Here is a 22,884-nt window from a genome sequence, read left to right as displayed (position 1 = left end):
CGGAGCCGGGGAGGAGGGCGCACCGGCGGCGGGCCGCCGGCCGCGGTGCGGCGGAGAGGACGGCGCCACCCGCAGCCGGCGACCGGGACCGCCGTTCCTCGGGACCCTCGGACCTGCCTCGGGCGCCTCGGGTCTGCCGCCCGCGGCCGGGGTCAGCCGGTCGGGCGGGGGGTGGGGTCAGCCGGTCGGGCGGGAGTGGGGTGCGGCCGTGCGGGCCGAGGCGTGCGGCCAGTGGGCCCGCAGCGTCCGCACCGTCTCCGCGATCGCCGGACGACGGGCCGCGCCCTCGCGCCACAGCGCGTACAGCCGCCGTACGGGCATCGGGTCGAGCGGCACCTCCACCACACCCGCGGGCAGCGGACCGCGCCCCAGCCGGGGGATCAGGGCGATGCCCAGCCCGGCCGCGACCAGGGCCACCAGCGTCGGGTTCTCGTCGGCCTGGTGGACGATGTCCGGCTCGTGACCGGCGCCGCGCAGGGTCCGCAGCAGCCAGGTGTGGCAGACCCGCCCGGGCGGCTGGCAGATCCACCGCTCCCCGCCCAGTTCCGCACGCCGTACGCCCGCCCGCCCCGCGAAGCGGTGCCCCTCCGGCACGAGCAGGTCGCACAGGTCCTCCCCGACGGCCGCCTGCTCCACCCCGGCCGGGGCGGGCAGCGGGGCGATGTCCCAGTCGTGCGCCACGACCAGGTCGACGGCGCCCTTCGCCACCAGGTCCACGGACAGATGCGGGTCCACCTCCGTCAGCCGTGTGTCCAGCGCCGGATGCCGTTTCGCCAGGTCCGCCAGTACGGCCGGCATCAGGCCGCGCGCCGCCGACGGGAACGCGGCCACGGTCAGCCGCCCCGACGGGACTCCGCGACGCTCCTCCAGCCGGGTCTCCGCCCGCTCGACGAGCGCCAGCAACTCACGTGCCGCGGCGGCCAGCTGCCACGCCTCGTCGGTGAGGCGCACCCCGCGCCCCTCCCGCTCCAGCAGCACGGTCCGGGTCTCCCGCTCCAGCTTGGCGATCTGCTGGGACACGGCGGACGGCGTGAAGCCGAGCGCGGCGGCGGCCGCGCCGACGGTGCCGTGCACGGAGACGGCGTGCAGGGCACGCAGTCGCTGGAGATCGAGCATGAGGCGGCTCCCGGCTCCCGGCTCGCAAGAACGCTTAGCAGTGCTTCACCCCATGATGCAGTAATCATCGCTGGTGCTACACGGTCCGCCCCACGATCCTCGACACATGCGACCTTCCCACCTCCTCCTCGCCGTGCTCGTCGCCGCCGTCTGGGGCGTCAACTTCACGGTCATCGAGACAGGCCTCGGCCACTTCCCGCCGCTGCTCTTCTCGGCGCTGCGCTTCCTGGCGGCGGCGCTGCCCGCGGTCTTCTTCGTCGGCCGCCCGAAGGTGGCGTGGAAGTGGATCGTGGCGGTGGGACTGGTGCTGGGGGTCGCGAAGTTCGGCCTGGTCTTCCAGGGCATGGACGCGGGCATGCCGGCCGGTCTGTCGTCCCTCGTCCTGCAGGTCCAGGCGGTGTTCACGGCGGTGCTCGCGGCGGCGGTCCTGGGCGAACGGCCCGCCGGCGTGCGGGCGCTGGGCATGGCGCTGGCCGTCGCCGGTATCGGCGTGGCGGCGGTCGACGAGGGTGCCTCCGGCCCGCTGGGCGCCTTCATGATGGTCGTCGGCGCCGCTGCGGCCTGGGGCGTGTCCAACGTCCTGACCCGCAAGGCCTCGCCGCCCGACGCGCTGAACTTCATGGTGTGGGTGTCCACCGTCCCGGTGCTCCCGCTGCTGGCCCTCTCCCTCCTGGCGGAGGGCCCGTCGCAGGACCTCGCGGCCCTGCGCGGTCTGGACTGGCAGGGCACCGGCACGATCCTCTTCGTCGCATGGGTCTCGACCGTCTTCGGCTTCGGCGCCTGGGGCTGGCTGCTGCACCGTCACCCCGCCTCGTCGGTCGCCCCGTTCTCCCTCCTGGTCCCCGTCTTCGGCATGTCCTCGGCGGCCGTCTTCCTCGGCGAGTCGGTGACCCCGCTGCGCTGGTGCGCGGCGGCGCTGCTGGTGGGCGGGGTGGCCCTGGCGACGCTCACCCCGCCCGCCTCCCGGCGCTCCCGCGTCCTCGTGCCGGACACGGAGGCGGTGGCCCGGCCGGGAGCGGCGGCCGGTCCGGGAGCGGCGGCCGGTCCGGGAGCGGCGGCCGGTCCGGAAACGGCGGCCGGCCCCGAAACGGCGGCCGGTCCGGAAACGGCTGGACGGTCCTGCGCCCCGGCGGAGGAATCCGTCCGATGACGTTCACACTGGTGGGTCCGGCCTTCGAAGGAACCCTGGTCCGGCTGGAACCCCTCGGCCCGCACCACGCGGCCGACCTCGCGGCGGCGGCCGAGGAGGGCCGGCTGCGGGACTCCGCGATCTACTCGGTGACGGCGGCGGAGTGGCCCGCGTGCCGGGAGCGGCTGGAACGCAGGGTGCGGTCCGCGGCGCCCGTCCTCACGCCGCGTCGCTGAGCAGCCGGGCGAGGTGCTCGCGGCCCCCGTCCAGCAGGTCGGGCAACGGGGCGGCCGATTCGTACCACCGCTTCTCGTACTCCCAGCACAGCCAGCCGTCCCAGCCGTGGCGGGAGAGGACGTCCACGACCTCGGTGAGCGGCAGCACGCCGGTGCCCAGCGGGAGCGGGGTGGTGTCGTCGGCGGAGGCGATGTCCTTGACCTGGACGTACCCGAGGTGCGGGGCGAGGGCCAGGTAGCTCTCCGAGGGCTGCTCGCCGCCGAGCCAGGTGTGCATCACGTCCCACAGCACGCCGACCTGGCGGTGCCCGACCAGCCCCAAAACGCGCATCGCGTCGGCGCCGGTGCGGTGCGAGTCGTGGGTCTCCAGCAGGATGCGTACGCCCAGGTCGGTCGCGTACTCGGCGGCCGTGCCCAGCCGCCGCGCGGCCGTCGCGTCGGCGTCGTCGGGGCTCTGCTCGGTGCCGCCGCCGGGGAAGACCCGGACGTACGGGGCGCCCAGGTCGCGGGCGAGTTCGAGCAGCCCGCGGATCTCGGCGAGGACGGCGTCGTCGGCACCGGGCGCGGCGACGCGCGCGTAGCCCGCCAGGCCCAGCAGTTCGACACCGGCCGTCTTGAACCGGGCGGCCACCGCGGCCCGTTCGTCGGGGGTCAGACCCGGATGCACCGGTTCTTCCGGGTGGGCGCGCAATTCGACACCGTGGTAGCCGTGCGCGGTGGCGAGCCCCAGTACGTCGCTCAGGGGCAGGCCGGGGACACCGAGGGTGGAGAACGCCAGCTTCATGAACCCGGAGCGTACCCGGCACCGCCGCGCCCACTCCTCGTCACCGCCCGGTGTCGCCTCCCCCCTTCCCACAGGCCACCGCCCCGGCCCGCCGCCCGTCCGAGCCCGCCGGCCGCCCACCCGCCCACCCGCGCACCCGGCCCGTCCGGCGTTCGGGCCCGAGACCCGTCGGGCCGGAGCGGGGCGCGGGAGCGACGACCCCCGGTGGCCCCGCCCCTCCGGACGGGTCACGCGGGGAACCGACGGCTCTCACCCCCGGGGAATCCCGGAGGACCCCCGCACCATCAACTCCCCCCGCACCGTAGCGATCCCCCCGGCCGGCGGCTCCTCCCGCCCCATCGCGATGCGCCCCGCCCGGGCCCCCGCCTCCGCGAGCGGCAGCCGGACCGTCGTCAGCGCGGGCACCGCGTCGATGCTGAACGGCAGGTCGTCGAACCCGGCCACCGACACGTCCTGCGGAATCCGCAGCCCGGAGTCCCGCAGCGCCGCGCACGCCCCCAGCGCGACGGAGTCGTTCGCCGCGACGACCGCCGTCAGGGACGGGTCCCTCCGCAGGAGTTCGAGCGTCGCCTCGTAGCCGGACTGCCGGTCGTAGCGGCCGTGGACCGTCCATCGGGGGTCCTCCCCGATGCCGTGCGCGGCGAGCGCGGCGCGGTGCCCCTCCAGCCGGTGCCGGGTCGTGGTCCGCTCCTCGGGGCCCGCGATGTAGCCGAGCCGCCGGTGCCCGATCCCGATCAGGTGCTCGGTCAGCTCCCGCCCGCCCCCGCGGTTGTCGAAGGTCAGCGCGATCGCCCCGGTCCGCGGTGCCGGCGGACGCCCGCACAGCACCACCCGCGTCCCCGCCTCCGTCAGCCTGCCCAGCTTCGCCGCCACGGCCGTCTGGTGCGCCGCGTCCTCCATCGCCCCGCCGGTCAGCACGACGGCCGCCGCCCGCTGCCGTTGCAGCAGCGTGAGATAGGTCAGTTCGCGCTCCGGGGTGCCGCCGGTGTTGCAGACCACGGCGAGTCTCTCGCCGCCCGCCCGGCCGCCCGGTCCCCCGATCTCGGACTGGATCGCACCGGCCATGATGCCGAAGAAGGGGTCCGCGATGTCGTTGACCAGGATGCCCACCAGATCGGACGTGGCCGCCGCCAGCGCGCTCGCGGGCCCGTTGAGCACGTAGTCCAGCTCGTCGACCGCCTTCAGCACCCGTTCCCGGGTGGAGGCGGCCACGGGGTAGTTCCCGTTCAGCACGCGCGACACCGTCGCGGGGGAGACCTGGGCGCGGGCCGCCACGTCCGCCAGGGTCACCGTCATGTCCTCGTCCTCCGCCTCACCCGTGTGCCGTACGCCGGCTCCGCCGTCCCGGGTGACCTTACGACCACCCCCCGCCGTTGTTCGCCCCCTCGAACAACTCTCCCGGACCCCGGTCTTGTCCGGACCGCCGCCCACAGGCTAGCTTCGTCGGGCATAGAAAGCGCTTGCTGTACTTTCACATCGCTCACTCGAAGGGAATGACGTGACACGCAAGACGGTGCGTATCGCCATGAACGGTGTGACCGGGCGGATGGGCTATCGCCAGCATCTCGTCCGCTCGATCCTCGCCCTCCGCGAACAGGGCGGCCTCGACCTCGGTGACGGCACCGTGCTGTGGCCGGAGCCGATCCTGGTCGGCCGCCGTGAGCACGCGCTCAGGGCGCTGGCCGAGCGGCACGGCCTGGAGCACGTGTCGACGGACGTGGACGCGGTCCTCGCCGACCCGTCCGTGGACGTCTACTTCGACGCCCAGGTCACCTCGGCCCGCGAGGAGGCGATCAGGAAGGCGATCGCCGCGGGCAAGCACGTCTACACGGAGAAGCCGACGGCCACCGGCCTCGACGGTGCCCTGGAACTCGCCCGCCTGGCGAACGCCGCCGGCGTCAAGCACGGCGTCGTGCAGGACAAGCTCTTCCTGCCGGGCCTGCTGAAGCTCAAGCGCCTCATCGACGGCGGTTTCTTCGGCCGCATCCTGTCCGTGCGCGGCGAGTTCGGCTACTGGGTCTTCGAGGGCGACTGGCAGGACGCCCAGCGCCCCTCGTGGAACTACCGTGCCGAGGACGGCGGCGGCATCGTCGTCGACATGTTCCCGCACTGGGAGTACGTGCTCCACGAGCTGTTCGGCCGTGTGAAGTCCGTCCAGGCCCTGACCGCCACCCACGTCCCGCAGCGCTGGGACGAGAACGGCAAGCCCTACGACGCCACCGCCGACGACGCCGCGTACGGCGTCTTCGAGCTCGACGGCGGCGCGATCGCCCAGATCAACTCCTCCTGGACGGTCCGCGTCAACCGCGACGAACTCGTCGAGTTCCAGGTCGACGGCACGGAGGGCTCCGCCGTGGCGGGCCTGCGCAACTGCCGCGTCCAGCACCGCTCCGCCACCCCGAAGCCGGTCTGGAACCCGGACATCCCCGCCACCGAGGCCTTCCGCGACCAGTGGCAGGAGGTGCCGGACAACGGCGACTTCGACAACGGCTTCAAGGCCCAGTGGGAGCTGTTCCTCAAGCACGTCTACGCCGGCGCCCCCTACCACTGGGACCTGCTGGCCGGCGCCCGCGGCGTGCAGCTCGCCGAGCTGGGCCTGCGCTCCTCGGCCGAGGGCCGCCGCCTCGACGTACCGGAGATCGCGCTGTGACCCTGCACCTGCCCGACGCGAACGGCACCCTGCGCGCCTACGAGCCCCGCACGGAGCCCCTGACCGTCTCGGGGGGAAGCGCTTTCACCTCCCGTACGGTCTTCTCCGCGGCGCACGTCGTCGCCGACCCGTACGCGGACACCACACCCGACGGACCGGCGGCCGTCGACTGGGACGCCACCCTCGCCTTCCGCCGTCACCTGTGGTCCCACGGGCTGGGCGTGGCCGAGGCGATGGACACCGCCCAGCGCGGCATGGGCCTGGAGTGGGCCGGCGCGGCGGAGCTGATCCGCCGGTCCGCCGCCGAGGCGAGGGCGACCGGCGGGCGGATCGCCTGCGGCGTCGGCACCGACCAGATCTCCGGGGGCACCCTCGCCGAGGTCCGGGCCGCCTACGAGGAACAGCTCGCGGTCGTCGAGGAGTCGGGCGCCCAGGCCATCCTGATGGCCTCCCGCGCGCTGGCCGCGACGGCGCGGGGACCCGAGGACTACCTGGAGGTCTACGGCCATCTCCTGCGCCAGGCCGCCGAGCCGGTGATCCTGCACTGGCTCGGCCCGATGTTCGACCCGGCCCTGGAGGGCTACTGGGGCTCACCCGACCTCGACGCGGCGACGGACACCTTCCTGGAGGTCATCGCCGCCCACCCCGACAAGGTCGACGGCGTCAAGGTGTCCCTGCTCGACGCCGGGCGCGAGGTCGGACTGCGCCGCAGGCTCCCGCAGGGCGTGCGCTGCTACACCGGGGACGACTTCCACTACCCCGAGCTGATCGCCGGCGACGAGCAGGGCTTCAGCCACGCCCTGCTCGGCATCTTCGACCCGCTGGGCCCGCTGGCCGCCGAGGCGGTCCGCGTGCTGGACACCGGGGACACGGAGGGCTTCCGCGCCGTCCTCGACCCCACCGTCGAACTCTCCCGCCACCTCTTCCAGACCCCCACCCGCTACTACAAGACGGGCGTGGTCCTCCTCGCCTGGCTCGCGGGCCACCAGAGCCACTTCACGATGGTCGGCGGCCTCCAGTCGGCCCGCTCCCTGCCGCACCTGGCCCGCGCCTACGAACTCGCCGACGGCCTGGGCCTGTTCCCGGACCCGGAACTGGCGGAGGAACGCATGAGGAACCTGCTCGCGCTGTACGGGGTGAACCGGTGACCAAGCCCGACCTGACGCGTTTCAGCATCAACCAGATGACGGTCAGACAGCTCTCCCTGCCCGAGCTGACCGCGACCTGCCGCGACCTGGGCGTCGGCAACGTCGGCCTGTGGCGCGAGCCCGTCCAGGCGTACGGCGTCGAGGCGGCGGCGAAACTGGTCCGCGACGCGGGACTGACCGTCACCACCCTGTGCCGGGGCGGCTTCCTCACCGCCATCGACCCGGACGAGCGCGCCCGTGCCCTGGCCGACAACCGGCGCGCGGTCGACGAGGCGGCCACCCTCGGCACCGGCACACTGGTCCTGGTCTCGGGCGGCCTCCCGGCCGGCAGCAAGGACCTGGGCGCGGCCCGCGAACGCATCGCGGACGCGCTGGCGGAACTGGCCCCGTACGCCGAGCGGCACGGCGTCCGTCTCGCCATCGAACCGCTGCACCCCATGTTCGCCTCGGACCGCTGCGTGGTCTCCACCCTCACCCAGGCCCTGGACATCGCCGAACGCTTCCCCGCCCACCAGGTCGGCGTCACGGTCGACACGTACCACATCTGGTGGGACGACCGGGCGCCCGCCCAGATCGCCCGGGCCGGCGCGGCGGGCCGCATCCACACCTTCCAGCTCGCCGACTGGACGACCCCTCTGCCCGAGGGCGTCCTCAACGGCCGCGGCCAGATCGGCGACGGCGCGATCGACATGCGCGAGTGGAAGGCCCACGTGGAGGCGGCCGGCTACACGGGCCCCATCGAGGTCGAACTGTTCAACGAGACCCTGTGGGCCCGCGACGGCCGCGAGGTCCTGGCGGAAACAGCGACGCGCTTCACGGAGCACACGGCGTAGTCCCCCCACGAGGGGCCCCTCGGAAGACGCACCCGCACCCGGCCTCCGGGACCAGCCTCCCGCCGGCACCGCACGGCGCCGGCGGGGCGCCGGCGGGCGACGACGGGACGGTCGGCGTGGTCGGCGTGGTCGGCGCGGTCGGTGTCGGTCGGTGTCGGTGGGAAAGATCTTGGGGTGGGGGTGCAACCATTCCGTCGCCCGGCGGGTCGTAGTGGGCATCAGGACGCCTGCGGGGGGAGATCCGGGGGGATCGCGGGAGGCCTGAGGGGGAGGGAAGCCGAGAGGGCCCGGTGGGTGACCGGGCCCTCGAAGCATGTGCGGGGCGGGGCGGGGCGTCCTAGAAGAAGACCCCGCATCGCAGCAGCACGTTCGCGTACGGCCGGGCCTCGCCGGTGCGGACCACCAGACGGGCCCGCGCCGACCGTTCCTTCAGGCGTTCGTGCGGGACCAGTGCCAGAGCGGGGCAGCGGTCGTCCAGCAGTGCCGCGGCCCGCGGGTTGGCCTCCCGTACCTCCGTCGCCGCGGTCGCGCCCTCGATCACCAGCTCGGCCAGCAGGCCGTCCACCACCTCCGCGAAGGACGGCACCCCGGCGCGGAAGGCCAGGTCCACGACGTGCGGGCCGTCCGGGATCGGCATGCCCGCGTCGCACACCAGGACCTCGTCCCCGTGGCCGAGCCCGGCCAGGGCACCGGACAGGTGGCGGTTGAGTATCCCGGCCTTCTTCACAGCGCCTCGACCTCCGCCGCCGTCGGGTACGACGCCTGCGCCCCCGCCTTCGTGACGGCCGCCGCGCCCACCCGGGCCGCGTACGCCGCCGCCCCGGCGAGCGACTCACCCGTGCCGAGCCGCCAGGCCAGTGCCGCGGTGAACGCGTCGCCCGCGCCCGTGGTGTCCACGGCGTCGACCTCCACGGACGGGACGCGGCAGACGCCCTCGGCCGTCGACGCCACCAGCGCCCCCCGCGCGCCCAGGGTCACGACCACCGAACGCGGGCCCTTGGCCAGCAGGATCCGCGCCCAGTCCTCGGGGCGTTCGCCGACGCACGCGTCGCCGAGGATCACCCTCGCCTCGTGCTCGTTGACGATCAGCGGGTCGCAGGCGGCCAGCACCTCCGGCGGCAGCGGGCGCGGCGGTGACGGGTTCAGCACGAACCGGCCGCCCGGCGCGAGGCACCGGACCACCTCCACCACCGTCTCCAGCGGGATTTCCAACTGCGCGGAGACCACACGGGAGGCGTGGAAGAGGCTGGCGGCGGCGCGGACGTCCCCCGGTGCCAGCCGGCCGTTCGCACCCGGCGAGACCACGATGCTGTTGTCGCCCGACGGGTCGACGGTGATCAGCGCGACGCCGGTCGGCGCCCCGCCCACCAGCATGCCGACCGTGTCGACACCGGCCGTCCGCTGGGAGTCCAGCAGCAGCCGGCCGTGGGAGTCGTCACCGACCCGGGCCAGCAGTGCCGTGCGGGCGCCCAGCCGGGCGGCGGCGACCGCCTGGTTGGCGCCCTTGCCGCCCGGGTGGACGGCCAGGTCGGAGCCGAGCACCGTCTCGCCGGCACCCGGCCGCCGCTCGACGCCGATCACGAGGTCGGCGTTGGCCGACCCCACGACCAGGAGGTCGTAGTCGTACATGAATCGCTCCCCGATCCGAGTGAATCCCCGTACCCGTGCGTCCCGGGTGAGGAGGGCGGGCGGTCGCCGGGACCGCCCGTCCGCGCACACTCCCGTGCGCCTGTCCGCCCGTGTCAGCCCTCGAAGCCGGCCACGTTCTCCTTGGTGACCACCTTCACCGGCACCTTCACCATCTTCTCCACCTTCTCGTCGTCGGCGGCGCGCAACGCGTTCTCCACGGCGATCCTGCCCAGTTCCCTGGGCTGCTGCGCCACGGACGCGTACAGCGAGCCGTCCCGCACGGCCTGCAGCCCGTCCGGAGTGCCGTCGAACCCGACGACCTGCACCGACTTCCCGGCCCTGGAACCCAGCGCCTTGATCGCGCCGAGCGCCATCTCGTCGTTCTCCGCGAAGACGCCGTCGATGCCGGGGTGCGCCTGGAGCAGGTTGGTCATCACGTCCAGGCCCTTGGTGCGGTCGAAGTCCGCGGGCTGCTTGGCGACCACCTCGATGCCCGGGTACTCCTTCAGTCCGGCCGCGAAGCCCGCCCCGCGCTCCCGGCTGGCGGAGGTGCCGGCCTGGCCCTGGAGGATGACGACGGTGCCCTTGCCGCCGAGCTTCTCGGCGAGGGCCCTGGCGCCCAGTTCACCGCCCTCGACGTTGTCGGAGGCGACCAGTGCGGACGTCGTCGCGTCGTTGACGCCGCGGTCCACGGCGATGACGGGGATGCCGTCCTTGTTCGCCGAACGCACCGAGGGGCCCGCGGCGTCGGAGTCCACCGGGTTGACGATGATCGAGGACAGGCCCTCGCTGGTGAAGTTCTGCAACTGGTTGGCCTGCTGAGAGGCGTCGTTCTGCGCGTCCGTGACCGTCAGGTCCACGCCCAGCTTCTCCGCCCGCTCCTCGGCGCCCGCCCGGATCTGCACGAAGAACGGGTTGTTGAGCGTCGACAGGGAAAGGCCGACCTTCCGCGTCCTCCCGTCCGACGAGCCGCCGTGCAGCAGCGAGGTCGCGCCGACCACGGCCACCGCGACGACGGCGGCGATCACGTACGTCAGTGCCTGCCGGCCCCTGCCGCCCCCGCCGGCCCCGGCCGCCGGTGCGGTCGCCCCCGCCTTGCGGCGCAGGGTGTCCAGCAGCACCGCCAGCGCGATGACGACGCCGATGACGACCTGCTGCCAGAACGCGGAGACGGACAGCAGGTTGAGGCCGTTGCGCAGCACCGCGAGGATCAGCGCGCCGATCAGCGTGCCCGACGCCTTGCCGGTGCCTCCCGCGAGCGAGGCCCCGCCGATGACGACGGCGGCGATGGCGTCCAGTTCGTAGCCCTGCGCGGCCTGCGGCTGCGCGGAGGAGAGCCGGGAGGCGAGCACGATGCCCGCGGCGGCGGCGAACAGCCCGGAGAAGGCGTAGATGGCGAGCTTCTGCCGCTTCACCCGCAGCCCGGACAGCCGCGCGGCCTCCTCGTTGCCGCCGATGGCGTACATGGAGCGGCCGATGTAGGTGCGCCCGAGGACGAACGCCGTGACCAGCCCCATCAGGACCATCACGAGCACCGGCACCGGCAGCCAGCCGCCGAGCGTGTCGCCCAGGTGGGAGACCGAGTCCGGGAAGGCGATCGGCGAACCCTGCGAGACGACCAGCGACAGACCGCGCCCGACCGACAGCATGGCGAGCGTCGCGATGAACGGCGGCAGCTTCCCGTACGAGATGAGGAAACCGTTCACCAGGCCGCAGGCGATGCCCGTCGCGACGGCCAGCACCACCGCGAGCGCGACCGGCATCCCGGCCTCGGTGGCGCTCCAGGCCAGCACGGTGGCCGACAGCGCGGCGACCGAGCCGACCGACAGGTCGATGCCCGCGGAGACGATGACGAAGGTGACGCCGAAGGCGAGGATCGCGGTGACGGCCGCCTGGACCCCGACGTTCAGCAGGTTGTCGGCGGTCAGGAAGTCCCCGGACAGCACCGACATGGCGATGACGAGGACGATCAGCGCGGTCAGCGCGCCGTTCTCCAGCAGCAGGCGGCGCCCACCGCCCGTGGCGCCCTGCGCGCCCGGCTTGCTCTTGAGCGTGTCAGTGGCCACCGGAGGCCTCCGTTCCGTTCTGGTGGGGGGTGTTGCCCGGGGTGCCGCCGTGGGGGGTGCTGACGGCGAGCGCCATCACGGCGTCCTGGGTGGCGTGCTCGGCGGTGAGTTCGCCCGCCACGCGGCCCTGCGCCATGACCACCACCCGGTCGCTCATGCCGAGCACCTCGGGCAGGTCGCTGGAGATCATGAGCACGGCGGCACCGGCCGCCGTCAGTTCGTTGATCAGCTGGTAGATCTCGACCTTGGCGCCGACGTCGATGCCGCGCGTCGGTTCGTCGAGGATCAGCACCTTGGTGTTGGCCAGCAGCCACTTGCCGATGACGACCTTCTGCTGGTTGCCGCCGGACAGGGTGCGCACGTGCTGGCCGAGCCCGGCCATCCGCACCCCGAGCTGCCCGGCGACGCGTTCCGCCGCAGCGTGCTGCCCCTTGAGGTCGACGAGCCCCGCGCGGGAGGCGGACCGGAGGGTGACCAGCCCGAGGTTCTCCTCGACGGAGGCGTCCAGCACCAGCCCCTGGCCCTTGCGGTCCTCGGGCACGAGCCCGATGCCGGCCGCCATGGCGGCGTTCACGTCGTGCCGCCGCAGGGGGGTGCCCGAGACGTGCACGGTCCCGGCGTCGTACGGGTCGGCGCCGAACACGGCCCGCACGACCTCCGTCCGCCCGGCGCCGACGAGGCCGGCGATGCCGACGACCTCGCCGGCGCGCACCTCGAAGCCGACGTCGTGGAAGACGCCGTCCCGGGTCAGCCCCTCGACCTTGAGCAACGCCTCGCCCGCGGCGGCGCGTTCGCGCGGGTACTGCTGCTCGATCGACCGCCCGACCATGAGCCGGACCAGCTCGTCCTCGGGTGTGGAGGCGGGCACCCGGCCGACGCTGCGGCCGTCCCGGATCACGGTGACCCGGTCGCCGAGGGCGGCGATCTCCTCCAGGTGATGGGTGATGAAGACGATGCCGACACCGTCCTCCCGCAGCCGCCGCACGATCGCGAACAGCTTCTCGACCTCCTCGGAGGTCAGTACGGCGGTCGGCTCGTCCATGATGAGCACGCGCGCGTCGAGGCTGAGCGCCTTGGCGATCTCGACCATCTGGAGCCGGGCGATCCCGAGTTCACGCACCCGCGTGCGCGGCGACACGTTCAGGCCGACCCGCTTCAGCAGCACCTCGGCGTCCGCGTCCATCTTCCTGCGGTCGATCATCCCGAGGCGGCGGGGCTGCCGCCCGAGGAAGATGTTCTCGGCGACCGACAGATCGGGAACCAGGTTGAACTCCTGGTGGATGGTGGCGATCCCGAGCCGCTCGGAGTCCTGCGCCCCGTGGACGCGGACCTCCTCGCCGTCGGCCAGGATGCGCCCGGCGTCGGGTGTGCAGGCGCCGGAGAGCATCTTGATGAGGGTGCTCTTGCCGGCGCCGTTCTCACCGAGCAGTACGTGGACCTCGCCCCGGCGCAGGTCGAAGTCGACGCTGTCGAGCGCGACCACGCCGGGGAAGGTCTTGCGGATGCCCTCGACGCGCAGCACCTCGTCCGGACTGCGGCTGCTCACGGCGTACTCCTTCGTACGGGGGACGGGGACGGGGTGTGCCGGGGGGCCGGCTCACCGCAGGAGCGGCGCACGACCAGCCGGGCCGGGAGGGTGACGGACTCGCCGGGGCGGCCCTCGATGCGGTCGACCAGCGCGCGGACGGCGGCCCGCCCGAGGTCGCCCGTGGGCTGGGCGATCGCGGTGACGGGCGGATCGGTGTGCACGAACCAGCGGATGTCGTCGAACGCGGCGAGCGCGATGTCCTCGGGAACCCGCAGGCCGCGCGCGCGTACGGCGTCCAGCGCGCCGAGCGCCATCAGGTTGTCGGCGGCGAAGACGACCTCGGGCGGCTCGGGCAGGTCGAGGAAGCTTTCGGTGACCCGGCGTCCGCTGTCGGCCTGGAAGTCGCCCTGCCCGATGTGGTCGTCGGGGAGGGGCAGCCCGTACGCGCCGAGTGCCTCGCGGAAGGCGTCGACGCGCTCGCGTCCGGTCGTGGTGGCGGCGGGCCCGGCGATGATGGCGAGCCGCCGGTGCCCGAGGGCGTGCAGGTGCGCCACGAGGTCCCGTACGGCCGCGCGCCCGTCCGACCTGACGACGGGCACGTCCACGCCCGGGATCCACCGGTCGACGAAGACCATGGGCGTCCCGGCCCGCGCGGCGTCCAGCATCCGCGGCGAGCCGCCGTCGGTGGGGGAGACGAGGAGCCCGTCGATACGGCGGTCCAGCAGTGTCGTGACGTGGTGGTCCTGCAGGTCGGGCCGCTCGTCGGCGTTGCCGATGATGACGCTGTAGCCGAGCGCGCGGGCCTCCTCCTCGACGGAGCGGGCCAGTTCGGTGAAGTACGGGTTCAGCACGTCGCTGATGACCAGCCCGAGGGTGCGGGTCTGGTGGGTGCGCAGCGACCGGGCGACGGCGTTCGGCCGGTAGCCGAGCCTCTCCACGGCGGCCAGCACCCGCGTGCGCGCGTCCGCGCTGACGGACGGGTGGCCGTTGAGCGCGCGCGAGACCGTCGCGACGGACACGCCCGCCTCGGCGGCGACGTCCTTGATGCCCAGTGTCGCCATCGCCTTTCCACCTCCTTGTGGAATCGATTACACGGAGGATTGGAATCGATTCCACGGGGAGATGGCAAGAGGGGGAGCGGGGGCCGCAACCCAATCGTGACCGGGGGTGCGCGCCCGTCCCGGCCGGCCGGGACGGGCGTACGGCCGGCCGGTCCCGGGTCGCCGTACCCGGGGCCGGGCCGGAGGTGACTGAGGGCCGGGCGGAAGCGGCTGCCGGCCGGCTCAGTGGTCGAGCGTGGCCTTGAGCGTTCCCGCCTGGTGGGAGCCGCCCGGCTGGTGTGTGATCACGGCGAGCCGGTTGGCCGCGTTGATCATGGCGACCAGGCAGACCATCGCGGCGATCTGGTCGTCGTCGTAGTGCTCGCGCACTTGGGCCCAGGTCTCGTCGGACACGCCCCGGTGGGCGTCGGCGAGCCGGGTGCCCTCCTCGGTGAGGGCCAGCGCCGCCTGCTCGGCCTCGGTGAAAACGGTGGACTCGCGCCAGGCGGCGACCAGGTGGAGCCGCAGCGCGCTCTCGCCGGCGGCCTCGGCCTCCTTGGTATGCATGTCGATGCAGTGGCCGCAACCGTTGATCTGGCTGGCGCGCAGCGACATCAGCTCCTGCGTGGCGTGCGGCAGCGACGACTGCTGGAGCACCTGGGCGGTGCCCGCGAACCGCTTGACGAACCTGCCGCCGATCGCGTTCTCGAACAGGTCGAATCGGGAGTCCATGATCTCGTCCTCACTCGTGAAGTCGTACTGCCGGATGACCGGACTGCCGGATGGCCGTACTGCCGGACATGAGATGCCGGCGGCCCGGCCCCTGTGTCGGGGTGCCGGTGTGACGAGAGCCACCGTGGACGGGTGTCACGGAACGGCGGTGGCCGGTGTCCTGTGCGCGTGACACGGTGGGAAGCGGACGAGCGGGAGCAGCCGGTGATGAGCGAGCACGGCGGGTACGAGGGAGCCGACACGACCGGGCGGCTCGACGAAGGCGGCGGCGGGCGCCCGGGAGCCGGACACGGGAGGGTCGTGGACGCCGACGCCGACGCCGACGCCGACGGTGGCGGTGGCGCCGACGCCGACGGTGGCGGTGGCGGTGGCGGACGCACGGACCCCGCCACGGAGGCCTTCGTCGCGCACCGCAACCTGCTCTTCACGGTCGCGTACGAGATGCTCGGTTCGGCCGCCGACGCGGAGGACGTCCTCCAGGAGACCTGGCTGCGATGGTCGGGCGTCGACCTCGAAACGGTGCGCGACCGGCGCGCGTACCTGGTGCGGGTCACCACGCGGCAGGCGCTGGGCCGGCTGCGCACGCTCGGCCGCCGCAAGGAGTCCTACGTCGGTGCCTGGTTGCCCGAGCCGCTGCTCACCACTCCCGACGTGGCCGAGGACGTCGAGCTGGCCGACAGCGTCTCGATGGCGATGATGCTGGTCCTGGAGACGCTCGCGCCGACCGAGCGGGCGGTGTTCGTGCTGCGCGAGGTCTTCGGCCTCGGGTACGACGAGATTGCCGACGCCGTCGGCAAGAGCCAGGCCGCGGTCCGTCAGACCGCACACCGGGCACGTGGGCACGTCGCGGCGCGCCGACCGCGCGGGGTCGTCTCCCCTGCCGAGACCCGGGACGCGCTCACCGCGTTCCGGCGGGCCGCCGTGACGGGCGATCTGCAGGGCCTGCTCGACGTCCTCGCGCCGGACGTGGTTCTCGTGGGCGACGGCGGCGGCATCAAGCGGGCCGCGCTGCGGCCCGTCACGGGGGCCGGGAAGGTGGCCCGCCTCGTGGTCACCGGACTGGGCCGGCAGACGGCGGCGGCCTCGGTGGAACCGGTCCAGGTCAACGGCTACCCGGCGCTGATCCTCCGGCTCGACGGCCGGCTCGACACCGTGCTGGCGGTGCGCTTCGACGACGGCCTCATCACCGGGCTCTACGCCGTGCGCAACCCCGAGAAGCTGTCGCACATGGGGCGGGTGACCACCCTGCGCCGGTGAGGTCCCGGCCTGGCCTGGCCCGGTTCGGCCCGCCACGGCCCGCCACGGCCCGGTTCGGCCCGCCACGGCCCGGCTCGGCCCGGTTCGGCCCGGTCCGGCCCCCCACGGCCTGGCCCGGTTCGGCCCGGCTCGGCCCGGCTCGGCCTGGCCCGGCCTGGCCCAGCTCGGCCCGGCTGGACTGGCCCGCCACGGCCTTGCCCGGCCCGCCACGGCCTTGCCCGGCCCGCCACGGCCTTGCCCGGCCCGCCACGGCCTGGCCCGGCCCCCCACGGCCTGGCCCGGCTCGGCCCGGCTCGGCCCGGCTCGGCCTGGCCCGGCTCGGCCCGGCTCGGCCTGGCCCGGCCTGGCCCAGCTCGGCCCGGCTGGACTGGCCCGCCACGGCCTTGCCCGGCCCGCCACGGCCTGGCCCGGCTTGGCTCGGCTCCGCTCGGCCCGGCTCGGCCTGACCAGGCCTGGCCCGGCCGGGGTCCGGGAGCGGGGCGCCGTTTGCTCGGTGGCGTCGTGAGGACGGAGACGAGCGCGGACGTGCTGGACCAGCCCGCGGGCGGTACTGGCGGGCTCGGAGCCGGCGTCGATGGTGGTGGGGGCGGTCAGGGCGTGCCGGGGTTGTTTTGGTGAGGTGCGGGGGTGGTGGGGGTGGGGTCGGCTCCCATCGATTCGCTACCGTCGTGGCCCTCCAGGGCGGAGACTCGTTCCATGGCGGACATGGGGGCGTTCCGGGATGCGGTCACCGCGTGGGCGGCGGGTGGCCCCGGCCGTCCCGCGCGCGAGCTGGTGACGCGACTGCCGGTCCGTACCGCCGTCCTCCTGGAGGGGCCGAGCGACTCGGCGGCGGTGGACGCGCTGGCCGCGCGGCATGGCCGGGACCTCGCGGCGGAGGGGATCTGCGTCCTTCCGATGGGCGGCGCGATGAGCGTCGGGCGCTTCGCCTCCCTCCTCGGACCGTCCGGCCTGGACCTCCGCCTCACCGGACTCTGCGACGAGCGGGAGCAGGGCTACTACGTCCGCGCGTGGGAACGGGCGAATGCGGCACCGGACGGCCTCTTCGTCTGCGCGGCCGACCTGGAGGACGAACTCATCCGCGCGCTGGGGGTGGACCGGGTGAAGGAACTCGTCGAAGCGGAGGGAGATCTGCGCCCCCTCCGTTCCTTCCTGTGCCAACCCGCCCAGCAGGGCCGCCCCACTCAGCAGCAGTTGCGCCGGTTCTTCGGCACCAAGAAGGGCCGGAAGATCCACTACGGCCGCGTCCTCGTCGAAGCCCTGGACCCCGCTCGCATCCCACCCCCTCTCACAGGCCTGTTCGCGAGGCTCTGACCGCGCGGTGTCCTGTATGTCCAACCGTGAGCGGATGGGCTTGGGTTGTACTTGGTCCGCTCATATGGGCGGGTGGTTAACAGGTGGTCGGTGGGTGTCCTCGTGTTGTCGGGGTGTGTGGTGTCTGGGGTGTGGTCATGCGGCGGTCGGTTCGCACCACACGTACGTGCCCCGGTCGCCGTGTCCGGCCAGCGGGTGCCATCCCCACGTGTCGGCGCAGGCCCGTACCAGTGCCGGTCCCTGCCCCGTCGGGCCCGCCGCGCTCCGCGTCCGCTGGTCGCCGCCGGACACGTTGCGGATCGGGGCGTGGGACGCCGACCCCGAACCGCCGGAGCCGCCGACCGTGTCCGGGAGGGGGAAGGAGCCGGAGCGGAAGCGCACCGCCCCGTCCTGCCATGGCGGCTGCGGCAAGACGCCGGACCCGCGTTCAACTCTCCCCCACTCTGAAACGGAGTCCCGCATGCCTGAAACCGATCCGTGGGAGTACTCCCTGCACATCCTCAACGAACGTGCCGGGCCTGCTTCAGACAGAGGCATACTCGCGTGCCGTCTTCTCCTCCAGGCTGCCGGAACTGACGGCCGAGGAAACGGAGTTACGCATCCGTCACCGCAAGGGGCGCCAGAGGTTCACCATCCCCTACGAAGCGGTGATCCACGAGGCGGCCCTCCGGATCAGGGTCGGCGATCGTGCCACCTCAAGGGCCCAGCTCGTGCGGCTTCTGGAGCTTTCGGAGGCGGATCACGTCACCGTGCGCGTCATCCCCTTCGACCTGGACGGCTTCGCCAGGGCCTCCAGCACGATGACGTACGTGGGCGGCCCCTGCCCAAGCTGGACACCGTGGTGCGCGACGCGCTGCACGGCTCGGCCTTCATCGACTCCGAGGCTCAGCTCAACACCTATCGAACGAGCTTTCTTAAGGTGGAGGCCGCGTCACTCGACCCCGATCGGTCGCGTGACTTCATCCACAGCCTGGCGAAGGAGTTGTAGGTCCCCATGGGCAACTGGCGGAAGTCGTCCTATGCGGGCCCGGGCGACGGCAACGAGTGCGTGGAGATCGCGACCACGACCACGCGTGTCGCCGTCCGCGACAGCAAGGCCCCCACCCGAGCCGTCCTCACCTTCCCGCCGGAGGCCTTCGCCCCCTTCCTCGAAGCACTCAAGGCACACCGGTAACCCCGTACGGGCTGTCACACCCCACCGGTACCGTCGGACCATGCCCAACCAGCCCGAGGCCGCTCCCGGTGAACGGCGACTCGCCACCCTCGAAGGCGTCCTGGAGCGCATCACGTACGCCAACGAGGAGAACGGCTACACGGTCGCCCGTGTCGACACCGGCAGAGGCGCCGGCGACCTGCTGACGGTCGTCGGCGCGCTGCTCGGTGCCCAGGTGGGGGAGTCCCTGCGGATGGAGGGGCGCTGGGGATCCCACCCGCAGTACGGCAAGCAGTTCCACGTCGAGAACTACACGACCGTGCTCCCGGCCACCGTCCAGGGCATCCGGCGTTACCTCGGCTCCGGTCTCGTCAAGGGCATCGGGCCGGTCTTCGCCGACCGCATCACCCAGCACTTCGGGGCCGACACCCTCACCGTCATCGAGGAGGAGCCCAAGCGGCTCATCGAGGTCCCCGGTCTCGGCCCCAAGCGGACCAGGAAGATCGCCGACGCGTGGGAGGAGCAGAAGGCGATCAAGGAGGTCATGCTCTTCCTCCAGACCGTCGAGGTGTCCACGTCGATCGCGGTCAGGATTTACAAGAAGTACGGCGACGCGTCGATCTCCGTCGTGAAGAACCAGCCCTACCGCCTCGCCGCCGACGTCTGGGGCATCGGGTTCCTCACCGCCGACAGGATCGCCCAGTCCGTCGGCATCCCGCACGACAGCCCGGACCGGGTGAAGGCCGGACTGCAGTACGCCCTGTCGCAGGCCACCGACCAGGGCCACTGCTACCTCCCGGAGGAGAAGCTGATCGCCGACGCGGTCAAGCTGCTCCAGGTGGACACCGGGCTGGTCATCGAGTGCCTCGGTGAGCTGGCCACCGAGCCGCAGGGGGACGGCGAGGACCCCGGCGTCGTCCGCGAGAAGGTCCCCGGCCCGGACGGCGGTGAACCCGTCACCGCCGTCTACCTCGTCCCCTTCCACCGTGCCGAGCTGGCCCTCTCCGCCCAGCTGCTGCGCCTCCTGCGTACCGGGGAGGACCGGATGTCCGGCTTCCGGGACGTCGCCTGGGACAAGGCGCTCGGATGGCTCAAGCACCGCACCGGCGCTGATCTGGCCCCCGAGCAGGAGGCCGCCGTGAAGCTGGCGCTCACCGAGAAGGTCGCCGTGCTCACCGGCGGGCCGGGCTGCGGCAAGTCGTTCACCGTCCGGTCCATCGTCGAGCTGGCCCGCGCCAAGAAGGCGAAGGTCGTCCTCGCCGCCCCGACCGGGCGGGCCGCCAAGCGCCTGGCCGAGCTGACCGGCGCCGAGGCCTCCACGGTCCACCGCCTGCTGGAGCTCAAGCCGGGCGGCGACGCGGCCTATGACCGGGACCGCCCGCTCGACGCCGACCTCGTCGTGGTCGACGAGGCATCCATGCTGGACCTCCTCCTCGCCAACAAGCTGGTCAAGGCCGTGCCCCCGGGCGCCCACCTGCTCTTCGTCGGGGATGTCGACCAGCTCCCCAGTGTCGGCGCGGGGGAGGTGCTCAGGGACCTGCTGGCCGACGGCGGTCCGGTCCCGGCCGTCCGCCTCACCCGGGTCTTCCGGCAGGCCCAGCAGTCCGGTGTGGTGACCAACGCGCACCGGATCAACGCGGGGCAGCATCCCGTCACCGACGGCATGAAGGACTTCTTCCTCTTCGTCGAGGACGACACGGAGGAGGTCGGGCGGCTCACGGTGGACGTCGCCGCCCGTCGCATCCCCGCGAAGTTCGGCCTGGACCCGCGTCGTGACGTGCAGGTTCTCGCGCCCATGCACCGGGGGCCCGCCGGCGCGGGCACGCTGAACGGGCTGCTCCAGCAGGCCGTCACCCCGGGGCGCCCGGACGTGGCCGAGAAACGGTTCGGCGGTCGTGTCTTCCGGGTCGGCGACAAGGTGACCCAGATTCGCAACAATTACGAGAAGGGCGAGAACGGTGTCTTCAACGGCACCGTGGGCGTGGTCACCTCGCTCGACCCGGTGGACCAGCGCCTCACCGTACTGACGGACGAGGACGAGGAGGTTCCGTACGACTTCGACGAACTGGACGAACTGGCCCACGCCTACGCGGTGACCATCCACCGCTCCCAGGGCAGCGAGTACCCGGCGGTGGTGATCCCCGTGACGACCGGCGCCTGGATGATGCTCCAGCGGAACCTGCTGTACACGGCGGTCACCCGGGCCAAGAAGCTGGTCGTCCTCGTCGGTTCCCGCAAGGCGATCGGACAGGCGGTGCGCACGGTGTCGGCCGGCCGGCGCTGCACGGCGCTCGACTTCCGGCTGGCGGGCTCCTGATCCACAGGCCTTCCGGCGAACCTTTCGTCTCTGTGAAAAAAATGATCGATCAAACGAGTCGCAAAGGTCACAGAGCACTTCCGGAAGGGGAGGAGAGGGGGCAGGATGAACAAGTTGGCGGCACTGAGTGCCGCCAATAGGCCCGATGGTCGACCCCGAGTGCACTCTCCTGAGCCAAGTGGGGGATGGTAGAGACAGTCAGGGCACCTCGAAGATGAGGCACTACGTCGGTGAGGGAAGACGTGAGCGACAACTCTGTAGTACTGCGGTACGGCGATGGCGAGTACACCTACCCGGTGATCGACAGCACCGTCGGCGACAAGGGCTTCGACATCGGGAAGCTCCGCGCCCAGACCGGTCTGGTGACGCTGGACAGCGGGTACGGCAACACCGCCGCCTACAAATCCGCCATTACCTATCTGGACGGCGAAGCCGGCATCCTCCGGTACCGCGGCTACCCGATCGAGCAGCTGGCCGAGCGCTCCTCCTTCGTGGAGGTCGCCTACCTGCTGATCAACGGCGAGCTGCCGACCGTCGACGAGCTCACCGCGTTCAAGAACGAGATCACGCAGCACACCCTGCTGCACGAGGACGTCAAGAACTTCTACAAGGGCTTCCCGCGCGACGCCCACCCGATGGCGATGCTGTCGTCGGTCGTCTCGGCGCTGTCGACGTTCTACCAGGACAGCCACAACCCGTTCGACGAGCGTCAGCGCAACCTGTCCACGATCCGGCTGCTCGCGAAGCTTCCGACGATCGCGGCCTACGCGTACAAGAAGTCGATCGGCCACCCGTTCGTCTACCCGCGCAACGACCTCGGCTACGTCGAGAACTTCCTGCGCATGACGTTCTCGGTGCCGGCGCAGGAGTACGAGCTCGACCCGACGGTCGTCTCCGCCCTGGACAAGCTGCTGATCCTGCACGCGGACCACGAGCAGAACTGCTCGACCTCCACGGTCCGCCTGGTCGGCTCCTCGCAGGCGAACATGTTCGCCTCGATCTCCGCGGGCATCAACGCCCTGTGGGGGCCGCTGCACGGCGGCGCCAACCAGTCGGTGCTGGAGATGCTCGAGGGCATCCGCGACAACGGTGGCGACGTCGACACCTTCATCCGCAAGGTGAAGAACAAGGAGGACGGCGTCCGCCTGATGGGCTTCGGCCACCGGGTCTACAAGAACTTCGACCCGCGCGCCAAGATCATCAAGGCCGCCGCGCACGACGTCCTCTCCGCCCTCGGCAAGTCCGACGAGCTGCTGGACATCGCCCTGAAGCTGGAGGAGCACGCGCTCTCCGACGACTACTTCGTCTCGCGCAGCCTCTACCCCAACGTCGACTTCTACACCGGCCTGATCTACCGGGCCATGGGCTTCCCGACCGAGATGTTCACGGTCCTGTTCGCCCTCGGCCGGCTGCCGGGCTGGATCGCCCAGTGGCACGAGATGATCAAGGAGCCGGGCTCCCGCATCGGCCGCCCGCGCCAGATCTACACGGGCGTCGTCGAGCGCGACTTCGTGCCGGTCGAGGAGCGCTGAGCTTCCTCTCCGACGCCTGTGGACCCCGTACCCGACGCGTGATCGGGCACGGGGTCTCCTCGTCTCCGGCTGCGGATCGTCCCCGAGTTCGATCGGTCGCGAGTCCGGATCGTCCCCGAGTCCGATCGATCACGGGCCCGGACAGCAGAAGGCGCCCTGGCGCCGGTCCCCCCACGGGCCGGCGAACCAGGGCGCCTTCCCATGTCCCGGTGCGGATTCCCCCCACGGGATCCGGCCGGGCGTCTGTGAGGACAGCGCCTGAATCGCTGTGCTGGGCACGACGGGCGGGGCCCGCCGTGCGTGTCGTTCTGCCGTGCTGTTCTGTTCTGTGCCTGTTGTGGTGCGGTCTGCCGGGACAACGCACGACCGGGAGGGCCGCTCAAAGCTTCCCGGTGTACGTGTCCCGGCAACGCAGCTCTG

The 22,884-nt window shown here is 72.7% G+C and carries 20 protein-coding genes and 1 pseudogene; 11 read left to right on the top strand and 10 right to left on the bottom strand.

Translation table 11 applies throughout. From position 1 onward, the window contains the following. Window positions 1-177: 177 nt before the first annotated feature. On the bottom strand, window positions 178-1,116 hold the full coding sequence (locus ACVV2G_RS10795; RefSeq protein WP_453842419.1) for a LysR family transcriptional regulator: 939 nt from the start codon (window positions 1,114-1,116) through the stop codon (window positions 178-180). Window positions 1,117-1,222: 106 nt separating this feature from the next. On the opposite strand from ACVV2G_RS10795, the gene ACVV2G_RS10790 reads away from it, so the two are divergent. Further along, window positions 1,223-2,266, top strand: coding sequence for an EamA family transporter (locus tag ACVV2G_RS10790; RefSeq protein ID WP_453842418.1), 1,044 nt, complete (start codon window positions 1,223-1,225; stop codon window positions 2,264-2,266). Further along, window positions 2,263-2,481, top strand: coding sequence for a hypothetical protein (locus tag ACVV2G_RS10785; protein ID WP_453842417.1), 219 nt, complete (start codon window positions 2,263-2,265; stop codon window positions 2,479-2,481). Before ACVV2G_RS10790 ends, ACVV2G_RS10785 begins: the two co-directional genes overlap by 4 nt. Here the strand turns inward: ACVV2G_RS10785 and ACVV2G_RS10780 are convergent. Both ACVV2G_RS10780 and ACVV2G_RS10775 read right to left on the bottom strand, forming a co-directional pair. Further along, entirely contained in the window at window positions 2,465-3,265 is an 801-nt protein-coding gene (locus tag ACVV2G_RS10780; RefSeq protein ID WP_453842416.1) for a sugar phosphate isomerase/epimerase family protein, read from the bottom strand. The genes ACVV2G_RS10785 and ACVV2G_RS10780 overlap by 17 nt on opposite strands. 249 nt (window positions 3,266-3,514) lie before the next feature. Beyond that, on the bottom strand, window positions 3,515-4,561 hold the full coding sequence (locus ACVV2G_RS10775) for a LacI family DNA-binding transcriptional regulator (RefSeq protein ID WP_453842415.1): 1,047 nt from the start codon (window positions 4,559-4,561) through the stop codon (window positions 3,515-3,517). Window positions 4,562-4,763: 202 nt separating this feature from the next. On the opposite strand from ACVV2G_RS10775, the gene ACVV2G_RS10770 reads away from it, so the two are divergent. The 3 genes from ACVV2G_RS10770 to ACVV2G_RS10760 are packed head-to-tail and all read left to right on the top strand — an operon-like array spanning window position 4,764 to window position 7,896. Then, entirely contained in the window at window positions 4,764-5,915 is a 1,152-nt protein-coding gene (locus tag ACVV2G_RS10770; RefSeq protein ID WP_453842414.1) for a Gfo/Idh/MocA family protein, read from the top strand. Further along, on the top strand, window positions 5,912-7,063 hold the full coding sequence (locus ACVV2G_RS10765; RefSeq protein ID WP_453842413.1) for a dihydrodipicolinate synthase family protein: 1,152 nt from the start codon (window positions 5,912-5,914) through the stop codon (window positions 7,061-7,063). The genes ACVV2G_RS10770 and ACVV2G_RS10765 overlap by 4 nt, the downstream gene beginning before the upstream one ends. Window positions 7,064-7,098: 35 nt before the next feature. After that, a complete protein-coding gene (locus tag ACVV2G_RS10760; protein WP_453842620.1) occupies window positions 7,099-7,896 on the top strand; it encodes a sugar phosphate isomerase/epimerase family protein in 798 nt (265 codons plus the stop codon). Between the two features lie 337 nt (window positions 7,897-8,233). On the opposite strand, the gene rbsD is transcribed toward ACVV2G_RS10760, so the two are convergent. The 6 genes from rbsD to ACVV2G_RS10730 form a co-directional block, all read right to left on the bottom strand. Further along, window positions 8,234-8,623, bottom strand: a complete 390-nt coding sequence (gene rbsD / locus ACVV2G_RS10755; RefSeq protein WP_453842412.1) for a D-ribose pyranase — start codon at window positions 8,621-8,623, stop codon at window positions 8,234-8,236. Then, the gene (locus ACVV2G_RS10750; RefSeq protein ID WP_453842411.1) at window positions 8,620-9,525 is read right to left on the bottom strand and encodes a ribokinase; all 906 of its coding nucleotides are present in this window, start codon (window positions 9,523-9,525) and stop codon (window positions 8,620-8,622) included. The genes rbsD and ACVV2G_RS10750 overlap by 4 nt, the downstream gene beginning before the upstream one ends. 113 nt (window positions 9,526-9,638) lie before the next feature. Next, window positions 9,639-11,591: an ABC transporter permease/substrate-binding protein gene (locus tag ACVV2G_RS10745; protein WP_453842410.1), complete on the bottom strand. Its 1,953-nt coding sequence runs from the start codon at window positions 11,589-11,591 to the stop codon at window positions 9,639-9,641. Next, window positions 11,581-13,137: a sugar ABC transporter ATP-binding protein gene (locus ACVV2G_RS10740; protein WP_453842409.1), complete on the bottom strand. Its 1,557-nt coding sequence runs from the start codon at window positions 13,135-13,137 to the stop codon at window positions 11,581-11,583. The genes ACVV2G_RS10745 and ACVV2G_RS10740 overlap by 11 nt, the downstream gene beginning before the upstream one ends. Then, window positions 13,134-14,180, bottom strand: coding sequence for a LacI family DNA-binding transcriptional regulator (locus ACVV2G_RS10735; protein ID WP_453842408.1), 1,047 nt, complete (start codon window positions 14,178-14,180; stop codon window positions 13,134-13,136). Before ACVV2G_RS10735 ends, ACVV2G_RS10740 begins: the two co-directional genes overlap by 4 nt. Window positions 14,181-14,402: 222 nt before the next feature. After that, the gene (locus tag ACVV2G_RS10730; RefSeq protein WP_453842407.1) at window positions 14,403-14,891 is read right to left on the bottom strand and encodes a carboxymuconolactone decarboxylase family protein; all 489 of its coding nucleotides are present in this window, start codon (window positions 14,889-14,891) and stop codon (window positions 14,403-14,405) included. Window positions 14,892-15,098: 207 nt separating this feature from the next. Between ACVV2G_RS10730 and ACVV2G_RS10725 the strand changes: the two genes are divergently transcribed. Then, window positions 15,099-16,148, top strand: coding sequence for an RNA polymerase sigma-70 factor (locus ACVV2G_RS10725; protein WP_453842619.1), 1,050 nt, complete (start codon window positions 15,099-15,101; stop codon window positions 16,146-16,148). Window positions 16,149-16,844: 696 nt separating this feature from the next. Further along, a complete protein-coding gene (locus ACVV2G_RS10720) occupies window positions 16,845-17,462 on the top strand; it encodes a TOPRIM nucleotidyl transferase/hydrolase domain-containing protein (protein WP_453842406.1) in 618 nt (205 codons plus the stop codon). A 135-nt stretch (window positions 17,463-17,597) separates the two neighbouring features. On the opposite strand, the gene ACVV2G_RS10715 is transcribed toward ACVV2G_RS10720, so the two are convergent. Next, the gene (locus tag ACVV2G_RS10715; RefSeq protein ID WP_453842405.1) at window positions 17,598-17,843 is read right to left on the bottom strand and encodes a hypothetical protein; all 246 of its coding nucleotides are present in this window, start codon (window positions 17,841-17,843) and stop codon (window positions 17,598-17,600) included. Between the two features lie 128 nt (window positions 17,844-17,971). On the opposite strand from ACVV2G_RS10715, the pseudogene ACVV2G_RS10710 reads away from it, so the two are divergent. The 4 genes and pseudogenes from ACVV2G_RS10710 to ACVV2G_RS10695 all read left to right on the top strand — a co-directional run. Further along, window positions 17,972-18,450 (top strand): annotated as a pseudogene (locus ACVV2G_RS10710) (DUF5753 domain-containing protein); the annotation flags it as partial. 6 nt (window positions 18,451-18,456) lie between these two features. Further along, entirely contained in the window at window positions 18,457-18,636 is a 180-nt protein-coding gene (locus ACVV2G_RS10705) for a DUF397 domain-containing protein (RefSeq protein ID WP_453842404.1), read from the top strand. A gap of 40 nt (window positions 18,637-18,676) precedes the next feature. After that, complete coding sequence (recD2, locus tag ACVV2G_RS10700) at window positions 18,677-20,932, top strand: SF1B family DNA helicase RecD2 (RefSeq protein WP_453842403.1); 2,256 nt, start codon at window positions 18,677-18,679, stop codon at window positions 20,930-20,932. 242 nt (window positions 20,933-21,174) lie between these two features. Further along, entirely contained in the window at window positions 21,175-22,464 is a 1,290-nt protein-coding gene (locus tag ACVV2G_RS10695; RefSeq protein WP_053131172.1) for a citrate synthase, read from the top strand. Window positions 22,465-22,884: the final 420 nt, after the last annotated feature.

Source organism: Streptomyces sp. JK94 (assembly GCF_053613315.1).
The sequence above is the reverse complement of the archived record's forward strand: the minus strand, read 5'-3'. Positions and strand labels throughout refer to the sequence as shown.